Raw genomic sequence first — 13,188 nt, forward strand, 5'->3', positions numbered from 1 at the left:
GAGGGAGAGGAGAACAGCGTATCGTGCTTTGCCCCGCCGCTGTGGGCGCAATCGGCGGTCGGCGCGCCTGCGCTGCGCCGAAACGCGATTATCGCGCCACGAAGGTTGCGGGAGATAGTGCGGGAGGCCGGGGGGCGCCGCGCCGGTGTTAGCGGGTGGCGCTCGCCGCCATCACCTGCCGCCCGTCGCTCGCGAAAGCCCCAAGAACGATATCGTCGCCGTCTCCGCGCAGCGCCAGATGCAATTGCTCGCCGCAGATCGCCGGAGACGTGCCGCGGAAATCGAAGCGGGTGAGGGCGTTGTCGCCAAAGTGCCGCGCCGCGAGGTCGAGGAGCAGCGTTGCGGTGAGCGGGCCGTGGACGACGAGGCCGCGATAGCCCTCTTCTTCGGTCGCATAAGGTAGGTCGTAGTGGATGCGGTGGCTGTTGAAGGTCAGCGCCGAGTAGCGGAACAGCAGCGCCTCCGACGGAACGAGCATGCGGTTTGCGTCCCAGCCCGTCGGATCGAAGCGGCCCTCGCCCGGCGGCGGCGGGGCTGGTGGGGCGCCGGCGGGCGCGGGTTCGCGGAAAACGATGGTCTGCGTCTCGCGCACCGCGAGTTCGCCGTCGCCATGCGTTTCGTGCGCGACCTCGGCAAAGACGAGCGCGCCGCTGCCGCCCTGCTTTTCGGTGATCGCGGCGACGCGCGAGCTGCGCATTACCGTCTGGCCGGGGCGCAGGGGATTGAGGAATTCGATCTTGCTTGAGGCCCACATGCGGCGCGGGAGGGGGATGGGGGGCAGGAAGCTGTCGTCGCTATCCTCGCGCACGGGGTGGCCGTCGGCGCCCAGGATCGCCGTCGGTGCACCGGGGAGGCAGAGGCACCAGTGATAGGCTTGCGGAACGCTATCGTCGGCGGGCGCGGAGCGGTCGAGCGTCGCGAGCCAGCGCTTCACCGCGCCGCCATCGACATGATCGTGGCGGATATCCTCGCGGCCGATCCAGGCGCTCCAATCATTCATCAATTGCGTCCTCCGGTCAGCCCGCGCGCGATCACCTGCGCCTGAATCTCGGCCGCGCCCTCGAAGATGTTGAGGATGCGGGCATCGCAGAGCACCCGGCTGATCTCATATTCAAGTGCATAGCCGTTGCCGCCGTGGATTTGCAGCGCGGCGTCGGCGTTCGCCCAGGCGGCGCGCGCGCTGAGCAGCTTTGCCATACCGGCTTCGATGTCACAGCGTTTGCCGCTATCCTTGGCGCGCGCGGCGGCGTAGCTGAGTTCGCGCGCCATCACGAAGTCGACAAGGCTCATCGCCAGCTTGTCCGAAACACGCGGAAAATGGAGGATCGCCTTGCCGAACTGCTTGCGGGTGCGCGCATAGTCGAGCCCGAGTTCGAGCGCGCGGCGCGCGACGCCGACCGCGCGCGCGGCGGTCTGGATGCGCGCGCCCTCGAAGGTGCGCATGAGCTGCTTGAAGCCCTGACCTTCCTCGCCGCCGAGCAGCGCGTCGGAGGGTGCGGTCATGGCGTCGAATTGCAATGCATATTCGCGCATCCCGCGATAGCCGAGCACCTCGATCTCGCTGCCGGTCATGCCGGCGGCGGGGAAGGGATCGGCCTCGCTCCCGCGCGGCTTCGGGACGAGCAGCATCGACAGGCCGGCATAGCCTTTCGCGTCGGGCAGGGTGCGCGCGAGCAGGGTCATCAGGTCCGATCGTGCGGCGTGGGTGATCCAGTTTTTGGCGCCGTCGATGACCCAATGGTCGCCGTCGCGGCGGGCGCGGGTTTGCAGCGCGCCGAGGTCGGAGCCGACATCGGGTTCGGTGAACACCGCGGTCGGCAGGATTTCGCCGCTCGCGATCCGCGGCAGCCATTCGGCCTTCTGCGCATCGGTGCCGCCATGAACGATCAACTCGCCCGCGATCTCGGACCGGGTGCCGAGCGAACCGGTACCGATCCAGCCGCGCGATAGTTCCTCGGTGACGATGCACATGACGAGCTTGCCGAGGCCGAGGCCGCCAAATTCCTCGGGAATACAGACGCCAAAGGTGCCTAGCTCAGCCATCGCTTGAACCGTCGCATCGGGGATCAGCTCATTGGCGAGGTGCCAGCTATGCGCGTGCGGGATGATCGCGGCGTCGGTGAAGCGGCGATACTGGTCGCGGATCGCGTCGAGGTCGGCGTCGTGGAGCGTCTCGCTTGGCCATTGATTTTCGGCTAGCGCGGTGGCGACTTTAGCGCGGGTGGCGGCATGGTCGGCGTCGAGCAGGTTCGCGCAGGCGTCGGCGAGCACGCGCGCCGCAGCGCTGAGGCCAAGATCGGCGGGGCGGAAAATCTCGTTCTGGCCCATCGGCAGGCCGCCGGTGAGCTGGCCGATGCTCTCGGCGAAGGCGAGGGTGGCGATCTGCGCGTTGAGCGGGATCGAGTCATTGCCAGCGCCAAGCCAATCGAGCGTCGCTTCGAGCGCCGCGACCGTCGTTGCGACCCACGCGAAGCCATGCGCGGCGCGCTGCTCGCTGTCGATTGGGGTGGCCGCCAGCCGCTCGGCGAGCGCGGCTTGCGCCGCACCGCGATACGCCTGCGCGGCAAGCAGCGCGGCGTTCAGATTAGCGTGCATCACCAAAAATCCGTTCGCCCTGAGCCTGTCGAAGGGCTGTTCTTCTCTTCAACGCGGCGAAGGAAGGACGGTGCTTCGACAAGCTCAGCACGAACGGCTTTTTGCGGAGAGGCCGCTCCAATGTTCATTGGTCGGATATCCTTCAAGCCGCGCGCTCGAAGATCGCGGCGATGCCTTGGCCGCCGCCGATACACATGGTTTCAAGGCCGTAGCGGCCATTCCTGCGAACGAGTTCGCGCGTCAGATTGGCGAGGATGCGGCCGCCGGTCGCGCCGATCGGATGGCCGAGCGAGATGCCCGAGCCGTTGACGTTGAGGATTTCGTTCCGGCTGTCGTCGTCGGACCAGCCCCAGCCCTTGAGCACCGCGAGCACCTGCGGCGCGAAGGCTTCGTTGAGTTCGACAAGGTCGATGTCGCCCCAGCCGAGGCCATTGCGCGCGAAGAGGCGTTCGACGGCCGGGACGGGGCCGATGCCCATGCGGCTGGGGTCGCAGCCCGCCGCAGCCGAGCTGTGATACCAGGCGATGGGGGTCAGCCCGAGTTCGTCGAGCTTGTCTTCGGCGACCACGAGGCACGCGGCGGCGGCGTCATTCTGTTGGCTGGCGTTGCCCGCGGTGACGACGCCGCCTTCGAGTGCGCGCAATTTGCCCAATGTTTCCATCGTCGCGTCGGCGCGGTAGCCTTCGTCGTGGGCGAAGACGACCGGGTCGCCCTTTTTCTGCGGGACCGAGACGGGGACGAGTTCGTCATCGAACAGGCCATTCGCCCAGGCGGCGGCGGCGCGCTGGTGGCTGCGCACGGCATAGGCGTCGCAGGCCTCGCGGCTGATGTCATAATCCTTGGCGAGATTTTCTGCGGTCTCGATCATCCCGGTGATGACGCCGAAGCGTTCGACGGGCTGCGACATCAGCCGCCCGCGGGTCAGCCGGTCGTGGAGCGTGAGGTTCCCCGCCCGCACGCCCTTGCGGATATCGGTCGAATAATGCTCGACGTTCGACATCGATTCGACGCCGCCCGCGACGACGACGTCGGACATGCCGGTCTGGACCATCATTGCGGCGTTGACGACCGCCTGCAGTCCCGAGCCGCAGCGGCGGTCGAGCTGGTAGCCCGGCACGTCGAGCGGCAGCCCTGCTGCAAGCCACGACCAGTGGCCGATCGCCGGCGCTTCGCCATTGCCATAGCCCTGCGAAAAGACGACGTCATCGACGCGCGCGGGGTCGATCTTCGTGCGCTCCATGAGCGCCTTCAGAATGACCGCGCCGAGGGCGCCGGCGGTCATGGAGGACAGCGAGCCGCCGAACTTGCCGACGGCGGTGCGGATCGGGGCGACGATGGCGGCGCGGCGAAGGGTCATTTGGGGTCTCCGGTTTGTGTTCGTTCAAAATGCCACGTGCCCCCGCGAAGGCGGGGGCCCACAGAGAGAAGAAGGGAAGGCTAGGCGACACCGACGATACCGGCATCAATCAGGCGGGCGATTTCGCCCGAGGAGAGCGAAAGGCGCGAGGTCAGCACTTCTTCACTGTGCTGGCCGTTGAGCGGGGCAGGGCGCGGGGGTTCGCGTTCCGCCTGCGGGATGGTCGCGAAGGCGCCCGCGGCGGGGTAGGCGAAGCCGCTGGGGTTCTGCGCCGCGCCGAAGATCGGGTTGTTCGCGACGAGCGCCGGGTCCTGAACCGCATCAAGCATCGTGCGGTAGAGCGAATAGACGATCCCGCCCGCATCGAAGGCGGCGGCGAGATCGGCATGGTCGCGATTTGCGATGGCTTTCTCGAACAAGGGGTAGAGCGCATCGCGGTGGTCGAAGCGGAGGCCGTCGTCCTTGGCGAACGAGACGCCGCGCGCCGCCTCGATGCTCGCGATGGCGTCGCCGAGATTGAGCGCCGCAATCAGGTTCGCCCATTGGCGCGGCGTGACGACGACGATCATCGTCCGCTGGCCGTCGCGGGTCACGAAGTCGCGACCGAACAGGCCGTAAACCGCGTTGCCGAGCCGCGGGCGGCTTTCGCCCGAATAGAGGACTTCGGCGACACCGCCGAGGTTGGCGACGGTGCCGATCGCGACGTCCGACAGGGGTATGCGGACCTCGCCGCCTTCGCCGCTGACGCTGCGCCGCTGGATCGCGGCGAGCAGCGCAAAGGCGGCATAGGCACCGGTGAGCAGGTCCCAGGCGGGCAGGACATGGTTGACCGGCTCGGGCCCGGCGCCGGTTAGCATCGGATAGCCGACGCTGTTGTTCACCGTATAATCGAGCGCGGGCGAGCCGTCGGCCCAGCCCATGACGCGGACGGTGATGAGGTCGGCGCGGCCTTCGGCGAGCGTGTCGTGCGACAGGAAGCCGCCCGCCGGAAAGTTGGTGATGAACTGGCCGGTCGCGCGGACCAGTTGCTGCAGCAACTCGCGTCCCTCTGGCCGGGACAGATCGAGCGCCACCGACTTTTTCGCCCGGTTCAGATTTTCCCAATAGAGCGAATTATTCTCTGCGGTCACCGGCCAGCGGCGGAAATCGGGGCCGCCGCCGATCTGGTCAACGCGGATCACCTCGGCGCCGAACTGCGCGCAGTAGAGCCCGGCCGTGGGCGAGGCGACGAAGGAGGACGCCTCGATGACCGAGAGGCCGGAGAGGAGGTTATACATGGCGTGTTCCGTCGTCCCCCGCTCCCGTCATCCCGGCGAAGGCCGGGATCTCGCCGGTGCATTCAAACGCTACGGCGAGATCCCGGCCTTCGCCGGGATGACGATAGGGTGTGAGGCGGCGCTCCACCCTCAATTCGCCGCCGCAAACTCGCGCAGCATATGCTTGGCGATCTGGAGCTGCAGGATCTGCGTCGTCCCTTCGTAGATGCGATAGATGCGCGCATCGCGGAAGAAACGCTCGGCGTCATATTCGGCGAGATAGCCCGCGCCGCCATAAACCTGCACGCACGCATCGACGACGCGGCCGCACATTTCGCTGGCGAAGACCTTGAACGCCGCCGCCTTGCGCAGGACATTCTCGCCCGCGTCGGCGCGGCGGGTGACGTCCTCCATCATGCATTCGGCGCCATAGATATCGATCTCGCTCTGCGCGAGCATCTGCTGGATCAGCTGGAAATTGGCGATCGGTTCGCCGAACGCCTTGCGTTCGGTCGCATAGCGTACCGCGCTGTCGAGCGCGCGGCGGGCATAGGCGGTCGCCGCGGCGCCGACCGACATGCGGCCGTTGTCGAGGCTCATCATCGCATAGGCAAAGCCTTTGCCGAGCTCGCCGCCCAGCAGCGCTTCGCCGCCAACGCGAACATCCTCCATGATCACGTCGGCGATGTGACTGCCCGCCTGGCCCATCTTCTTGTCCGACTTGCCGATCGATACACCGGGGGCGTCCATTGGCACGACGAACGCCGAGACATGGGCGTTCTTCGGCAGATTTTCCTTGCTCGTCCGCGCCATGATCAGGCCGACCTTGGCGAAGGGCGAGTTGGTGATGTAGCGTTTGGTGCCGTTCAAGACCCAGCCATTGTCGGTCTGCGTCGCGGTCGTCTGGAGCCCCGCCGAGTCCGATCCCGAGCCGGGTTCGGTGAGGCCGAAGCAGGCGATCTCGCCCGCCGCGACGCGCGGCAGCCATTCGGCCTTCTGCGCCTCGGTCCCGCCATTCTTCAATGCCGAGGCGAACATGCCGATGTTGATCGAGATGATCGAGCGGAACGCCGGCATCGCATAGCTGATCGTGTGGATCGTGCGGATATACTGGCTGACGTTCATCCCCGCGCCGCCAAATTCCTCCGGGATCGTCAGTCCGAAGAGGCCCATGTCGCGCATCTCGGACAGGATATCGTCGGGGATCGCGTCGCTCTCGATGATCTCCTTCTCGGCGGGGAGAAGGCGATCGCGGACATAGCGTTCGAGTTGTTCGATGAACTGTTCGAAGACGTCCGCGTCCATGCCGGGATTGCTCATCTTAAAGTCCTCAGATCGGGTCGTAAGGGAAAACATGCGCCGACACCTCGTCGGCGCGCGCGAAAGCTGGGCGGAAGGCGGGGATCAACTCGTCGGCAATCGCTTCGGCGGTCCAGCCTTCGAGCTTCGCCATCGAGCGGACCGGGCGCGGCTTCGAGAAAAGCAATATCTCGTTCTTGCGCACGCTGAAGATCTGGTTGGTCACATCCTTCGACAGGTCGGACGCGAGATAGGCGACGAGCGGCGCGATCTTGTCGGGCGACATTTCCTGCAACCGCTTGACGCGCTCTTGCTCTGCCGGGGTCGTCGCCGGGATCGAACTGGTCATGCGGCTCCACGCGAAGGGCGCGATGCAGTTCGAGCGCACCCCGACGCGCGCCATGTCGAGCGCGATCGATTGCGACAGCGCGACGACGCCGAGCTTGGCGGCGGAATAATTGGCCTGGCCGATGTTACCGATAAGCCCGCTGGTCGAGGTGAAGTGGATAAAGCTGCCCGACTGCTGCTCGCGGAAGTACGGCGTCGCGGCCTTCGAGACGTTGAAGACGCCGGTGAGGTTGACCTCGATGACGCTCTTCCAATCCTCGTAGCTCATCTTGTGCCAGATGGTGTCGCGCAGGATGCCGGCGTTGTTCACGACGGCATCGATGCGGCCGAACTTTGCGACCGCATCCTCGATGATGCCGGCGGCTTCCTTGGGATCGGCGACATTGCCGAAATTGGCGGCAGCCTTGCCGCCCGCGGCGACAATGTCGTTCGCGGTGGTCTCCGCCGGGGCAGCGTCGCCGCCATTGCCCGCCTGCGCGACGCCGGGGTCGTTGACGATGACCGCTGCGCCTTGCGCGGCGCAGTGGAGCGCCAGTTCGCGCCCGATGCCGCGTCCCGCGCCGGTAATCGCGACCACTTTGCCGTCCAGACAACCGCTCATGTCACTCTCCCGTCGAATCAATCGATAGCGCGATAGGGCGGGCAATGCATCATTTCAACATTGGGAATTGTTCTTTCATATATATGAAAATATAGAAGAGCCATGACTGGTCCCGTGCGTTCCGTTTCTCTGGCTTTCGCGATTCTGCGCCTGCTCGCCGACGCGGGACCGCTGACGCTGTCGGACATCGGGCGTAGCCTCGGCCTCAGTCCGTCCAGTTGCCTCAATCTTCTCAAGACGCTGGCGGGTGAAGGCGCGATCGAGCGCGCCGAGCCGGGCAAGCGGTACCGGCTGACGGCGGCCTGGCAGGCGGCTGCGCTGCTGCGCGACAATGGCGGCGCCGCGGCGCTTGCCGAACGCGCCCGCCCCCTGATGCTTCGCTTTGCGCAGCGCAGTGAGGCGGCGGTCGGCCTGTGGGCGGCGGTGTCGCGCGAGCGGATGCAATTGCTCGCGCATGCCGAAAGCGATGCCGGAATGCGGCTGCGCCTCGCCGACGAACAGCGCCAGCCGCTCGGCGGGGGCGCGGCCGGCCGGGCGCTCGCGGCGGCGCAGGGCGTCGATGCCCCTGAACTTGCGCGTCGCTTTGCACCGGTGCGCTGGCAGGCCGCGCTCGATTTCGAGACCTATGCCGCGCAGGTGCGCGAGGCGGCGGCGAAGGGCTTTGCCGTCGACGAGGGCTTCGCGCATCGCGGCGTCGTGACCGTGGCCGCAGGGCTGGCCGAGCCACGCCCCGGCTTTTGCCTGTCGGCGTCGATCGTCGCGGGGTCGCGCAGCGCGGCAGAGATCGAAGCGCTTGGGGATGCGCTGCGGCAATTGCGCGATGCGCTCGGCGCAGGCGGGGTCGCCGACGCAGGGCGATAAGCTCTGGAGTTCATGCAATGGCGGGACCATAGTGGGCGTCCAATCGCTCGGGATACGACCATGGCCGAAGGCAAGCCCCGCTACACCCCCTACAAGCAGCCCGCGGGCGGATGGGGCGCCGCCGCGGCCACCGCAAAAGTGCTGCTCGAACAAAGCGTCGTTACCAAGGGATCGCGCGCGCTGCTGTCGATGAACCAACCGGGCGGTTTCAAATGTCCGAGCTGCGCCTTTCCTGATGCGAGTTGCACCAAGAAGCTGGAATTCTGCGAGAATGGGGCCAAGGCGCTCGCGCATGAGGCGACGAAATTCCGGGTCACGCGCGACTTCTTCGCGGCGTACAGCGTCACCGAGCTCATGGCGCAGTCGGACTATTGGCTCGAGATGCAGGGGCGGCTCACCGAGCCGATGCGCTATGACGCCGCGACCGACCATTATGTGCCGGTGAGCTGGGACGACGCCTTTGCGCTGATCGGCCGGCACCTGCGCGCGCTCGACGATCCCGACCAGGCCGAATTCTATACCTCCGGTCGCACTCCGAACGAGGCGGCGTTCCTTTATTCGATCTTCGTGCGCGAGTTCGGCACCAACAATTTTCCCGATTGTTCGAACATGTGCCATGAGCCGACGAGCCGCGGCCTGCCGCCCGCGATCGGGGTGGGCAAAGGGACGGTGATCCTCGACGATTTCGACCATGCCGAGGCCATCTTCGTGATCGGACAGAACCCCGGCACCAACGCGCCGCGCATGATGACCTGCCTCGTCGAAGCGCGGCGGCGCGGGGTTCCGATTGTCGCGGTCAATCCGATGCCCGAACGCGCGCTGATCCGCTTCACCGAGCCGCAGGACATCGCGCAGATGGCGACCTTCGGCTCGACGCCGATCGCCAGCGAATTCGTGCATGTGAAGATCGGCGGCGATCTTGCGCTGATCAAGGGCATGATGCGCGCGATGTTCGAGCGCGAAGCCGCGGGCGAAACGATCTTCGACCATGATTTCATCGCCGAGCATACCGAAGGCTTCGAGGAACTGCGCGACGATATCATGGCGCAGGACTGGGGCGAGATGGTCGCGGTGTCGGGCATTTCGGAAGAGCAGATTCGCCGATGCGCCGAAGTCTATATCCGCTCCAACGCCACGATCATCTGTTACGGCATGGGGCTGACCCAGCATCAACTGGGATCGCGGCTGCTCCAGCAAGTTGCGGCGCTGCTGCTGCTCAAGGGCAATTACGGCAAGCCCGGCGCCGGCATCTCCCCGATCCGCGGCCATTCGAACGTGCAGGGCGATCGCACCGTCGGCATCGACGAAAAGCCGACCGAGGCTTATCTCGATCGCGTGCGCGATGTCTTCGGCTTCGAGCCGCCGCGCGCACACGGCCATCACACCGTCGAATCGGTCGAGGCGATGATGGCGGGCACCGCGAAGGTCTTCATCGGGCTGGGCGGCAATTTCGTGCGCGCGGTGCCCGATACCGACCGCGCCTATGACGCGATGCGCAAGCTGGACCTGACCGTCGGCATCGCGACCAAGCTCAACCGCGGGCATCTGGTGCATGGCAAGGATGCGCTCATCCTGCCGGTCATCGCGCGATCCGAACGCATCGAAACCGCGGCGGGCGAGCAATTCGTCACGATCGAGGATTCGATGTCGAACGTCACCGCCTCGGGCGGGGTGCTCGATCCGGCGAGCGAACATCTGTTGCCGGAGGTCGAGATCGTCTGCCGCATGGCAATGGCGGCCTTGCCGGACAGCAAGGTCGATTGGGCGAGCTATATCGACGATTATGCCCGCATCCGCGACCGGATCGCCGATGTCTATCCTGCCGTCTACGCCGATTTCGGCGAGCGCATCAAAGCGCCCAAAGGCTTTCATCTCGACATCGCGCCGCGGCGGCGCGCGTGGCTGACCCCGAACGGGAAAGCCAACTTCCTGCCGCTGCCCGGACTGCACGTCGATGCGCCGGTCGAGGATCCCGGCATGCTGCGGCTGGCGACGGTGCGATCGCACGATCAGTTCAACACGACGATCTACAGCTATAATGATCGCTATCGCGGCGTGTACAACGACCGGATGGTGGTGTTCATGAATGCCGAGGACATGGCGGCGCGCGGCTTGGCCGAAGGCGCGAAGATCACGCTGGAAACGATCAGCACCGACGGCATCGTGCGGCGGGTCGAGGGGCTGACCGCGATCGACTATCCGATGCCGGCAGGTTCCATCGCGGGCTATTATCCCGAACTCAACCCGCTGCTGCCGCTCGCCTATTATGACCCGATCAGCGGCTGTCCGGCGGCAAAGTCGATCCCGGTGCGGGTCGTCGGCGCCTAAGCGAAACGATCGAGATCGGGCGGTCGGTTGATGTTCGGCAGTTCGACATCGCTCTCGACCGCACGCGCACCGATGCGGCGGGCGAAGCTGCGCACCGACCGGTCGTCCTCTTCGCTGAGAAGCGCGTCGAGCAGCGTCAGCGCCTGCACCGGCCACAGACCGATAACCGGCTGCGCGGCGACAAACGCGGGCGGCGGGGCAAGCAGGTCGCGCAGATTCGCGGGTAGCCGCAAGCAGTCGACCGGCACCGTCAGCACCGCATCGAAGCCTTCGTTTGCGGCATAAGAAAGCGCCCCGGCGATGCCGCCGAGCGGGCCGAGGCCGGGCTGCGGCCGGTCGGGTATCGCGGCGACGCGCCCGTTTTCGCGCCCGACGATGACGATCCGGTCGCATTGCGGCTTCAGCGCCGCGACGGCATGATCGAGGAGCGTCGTGCCGCCCAAGAGCGCCTGCGCCTTGTCCGAGCCGAAGCGGCGCGACTGCCCGCCGGCGAGCACCGCGCCGAGCAGCCTCATGCGATCATGCCCTGCGCGTCGGAGATGATAAGGGCATTGTCGGCGCGCGCCAGCGAGACGAGCGTCAGCCCGGCCGATGCGGCGCGCTCGGCGGCCAGGCTGGTGGGCGCCGAGATGGTGACGAGCATCGGGCAACCCGCGCGCACCGTCTTTTCGACCAGTTCATAGCTGCAGCGCGCCGACAGCAGGATGAAGCCGCCCGCCGGATCGGTAGCGCCGCGCGCGAGCGCACCGACAAGCTTGTCGAGCGCATTGTGCCGGCCGACATCTTCGCGAACGAGCAGAATGTCGCCATCGGGGTCGCAGAAAGCGGCGGCGTGAGCGGCGCCGGTCGCACGCCCGAGCGGTTGCCGCTCGGGGAGCGCCGCAAGCGCGCGCGCGATCGCCGCGCGCGGCACGGTGACGCGCGCGGTCACGGGGGGCAGCGGGCGCAGCACCGCGTCGATATTTTCGAGGCCGCACAGGCCGCAACTGCTCTCGCTCACGCGCGTCCGGGCGCGGTCGAGCGCGCGCGCGGCGCAAGCGGGGGAAAGCCAGAGTCGCAGCGCTTGGCCGCCGGGAACCGGCTGCGCGTCGATCCGGTCGATCTGCGCTGCCGTATCGACGAACCCCTCGGCCAGTGCAAATCCGACGCCGAAATCTTCGAGATCGGCGGGCGTCGCCATCATCACGGCATAGGCGAGCCCCTGAACCTCGATCGAGACCGGCATTTCGACCGCGATCATGCGCTCGATGTCGGCATCGCCCGCCACCCCCAGACCCATCCGGCGCACCGGGCGCGGAAGGAAGGGCGGGGTATCGGCCATCAATAGGACCGCAGCATGCCGAGGACATGCTCGGCGAGGAAGGAGAGGATGAGGTTCGTCGAGATCGGCGCGACCTGATAGAGGCGCGTCTCGCGGAACTTGCGCTCGACGTCATATTCCTCGGCAAAGCCGAAGCCGCCGTGGGTCTGGATGCAGACATTGCCGGCTTCGACCGACGCGTCGGCGGCGAGCATCTTTGCCATATTGGCCTCCGCGCCGTTGGGCTGTGCGGCTTCATAGAGCCGGGCGGCTTCGTGAACCATCAATTCGGCGGCGCGCATATTGGCATAGGCACGGGCGATCGGGAAGGAGATGCCCTGGTTCTGGCCAATCGCGCGGCCGAAAACATGGCGTTCGTTCGCATAGTCGGCGGACTTCCGGATGAACCATTTGGCGTCGCCGACACATTCGGCGGCGATCAACGTCCGTTCGGCGTTCATGCCCGAGAGGATGTAACGGAAGCCTTTTCCTTCCTCGCCCAACAGGTTGGCGACCGGAATGCGCATATTGTCGAAGAAGACCTCGGTCGTCGCATGATTCATCATCGTGCGGATCGGGCGGATGGTGAGCGACCCGTCGGCCAGCGCCTTTTTCATGTCGACGATGAAGGTCGAGAGGCCTTCGGTCTTTTTCGCCGCCTGATCCTTGGGGGTCGTGCGCGCGAGGAGCAGCATCAGGTCGCTATGCTCGGCGCGGCTGGTCCAGATTTTCTGGCCGTTCACGACATAATCGTCGCCATCGCGCACCGCGACGGTGCGCAGCGCGGTCGTGTCGGTGCCGCTCGTCGGCTCGGTGACGCCGAAGGCTTGCAGGCGCAACTCGCCGGTTGCAATTTTGGGCAGATAGGCTTGCTTCTGTTCTTCCGACCCGTGGCGCAGGATCGACCCCATGATGTACATCTGCGCATGGCAGGCGCCGCCATTGCAGCCTTCGGCTTGGATCGTCTCGAGGATCGCCGCCGCCGCCGACAGGCCGAGCCCCGATCCGCCATATTCTTCGGGGATCAGCACCGAGAGATAGCCCGCGTCGGTCAGAGCCTTGACGAAGGCGGTGGGATATTCGCGCCTTACGTCGAGTTCGCGCCAATATTCGCCCGGAAACTCGGCGCACAGCCGCCGCACGCCCTCACGAATCTCGGGAAAATGCTCGCTGTCATAGGGGCTGAGCTGCATCGTCGCTGGTCCAATCCTCTCTTTGCTTCGCGCCGCTTATGCCGAAGCGC

11 protein-coding genes are annotated in these 13,188 nt (G+C 66.3%); 2 read left to right on the top strand and 9 right to left on the bottom strand.

Annotation, left to right across the window (positions count from 1 at the left end):
• Positions 1–148: 148 nt before the first annotated feature.
• The 6 genes from MU856_RS05300 to MU856_RS05325 form a co-directional block, all read right to left on the bottom strand.
• A complete protein-coding gene (locus MU856_RS05300) occupies positions 149–1,000 on the bottom strand; it encodes a MaoC family dehydratase N-terminal domain-containing protein (protein WP_263588528.1) in 852 nt (283 codons plus the stop codon).
• Entirely contained in the window at positions 1,000–2,595 is a 1,596-nt protein-coding gene (locus MU856_RS05305) for an acyl-CoA dehydrogenase family protein (protein WP_263588529.1), read from the bottom strand. The genes MU856_RS05300 and MU856_RS05305 overlap by 1 nt, the downstream gene beginning before the upstream one ends.
• A gap of 142 nt (positions 2,596–2,737) precedes the next feature.
• On the bottom strand, positions 2,738–3,952 hold the full coding sequence (locus MU856_RS05310) for an acetyl-CoA C-acetyltransferase (RefSeq protein WP_062902291.1): 1,215 nt from the start codon (positions 3,950–3,952) through the stop codon (positions 2,738–2,740).
• An 80-nt stretch (positions 3,953–4,032) separates the two neighbouring features.
• Positions 4,033–5,229 carry a CoA transferase gene (locus tag MU856_RS05315; RefSeq protein WP_062902292.1) on the bottom strand — a complete coding sequence of 399 codons (1,197 nt, stop codon included), beginning with the start codon at positions 5,227–5,229 and terminating at the stop codon, positions 4,033–4,035.
• Positions 5,230–5,358: 129 nt separating this feature from the next.
• Positions 5,359–6,528: an acyl-CoA dehydrogenase family protein gene (locus tag MU856_RS05320; RefSeq protein WP_062902293.1), complete on the bottom strand. Its 1,170-nt coding sequence runs from the start codon at positions 6,526–6,528 to the stop codon at positions 5,359–5,361.
• 10 nt (positions 6,529–6,538) lie between these two features.
• Positions 6,539–7,456: an SDR family NAD(P)-dependent oxidoreductase gene (locus MU856_RS05325; RefSeq protein WP_263588530.1), complete on the bottom strand. Its 918-nt coding sequence runs from the start codon at positions 7,454–7,456 to the stop codon at positions 6,539–6,541.
• A gap of 114 nt (positions 7,457–7,570) precedes the next feature.
• On the opposite strand from MU856_RS05325, the gene MU856_RS05330 reads away from it, so the two are divergent.
• Positions 7,571–8,317, top strand: a complete 747-nt coding sequence (locus MU856_RS05330) for a helix-turn-helix domain-containing protein (protein ID WP_263588531.1) — start codon at positions 7,571–7,573, stop codon at positions 8,315–8,317.
• A gap of 60 nt (positions 8,318–8,377) precedes the next feature.
• Positions 8,378–10,645, top strand: coding sequence for an FdhF/YdeP family oxidoreductase (locus MU856_RS05335; RefSeq protein ID WP_062902296.1), 2,268 nt, complete (start codon positions 8,378–8,380; stop codon positions 10,643–10,645).
• On the opposite strand, the gene MU856_RS05340 is transcribed toward MU856_RS05335, so the two are convergent.
• Genes MU856_RS05340 through MU856_RS05350 form a run of 3 tightly spaced genes read right to left on the bottom strand, consistent with a single transcriptional unit; the run spans position 10,642 to position 13,138 of the window.
• Positions 10,642–11,160: a molybdenum cofactor guanylyltransferase gene (locus tag MU856_RS05340; RefSeq protein ID WP_062902297.1), complete on the bottom strand. Its 519-nt coding sequence runs from the start codon at positions 11,158–11,160 to the stop codon at positions 10,642–10,644. The two genes, MU856_RS05335 and MU856_RS05340, sit on opposite strands and share 4 nt — an antisense overlap.
• A complete protein-coding gene (fdhD, locus tag MU856_RS05345) occupies positions 11,157–11,966 on the bottom strand; it encodes a formate dehydrogenase accessory sulfurtransferase FdhD (protein WP_062902298.1) in 810 nt (269 codons plus the stop codon). The genes MU856_RS05340 and fdhD overlap by 4 nt, the downstream gene beginning before the upstream one ends.
• The gene (locus MU856_RS05350) at positions 11,966–13,138 is read right to left on the bottom strand and encodes an acyl-CoA dehydrogenase family protein (protein WP_062902299.1); all 1,173 of its coding nucleotides are present in this window, start codon (positions 13,136–13,138) and stop codon (positions 11,966–11,968) included. Before MU856_RS05350 ends, fdhD begins: the two co-directional genes overlap by 1 nt.
• Positions 13,139–13,188: the final 50 nt, after the last annotated feature.

The organism is Sphingopyxis sp. GC21, from assembly GCF_025727575.1.
Lineage (GTDB): Bacteria > Pseudomonadota > Alphaproteobacteria > Sphingomonadales > Sphingomonadaceae > Sphingopyxis > Sphingopyxis terrae_A.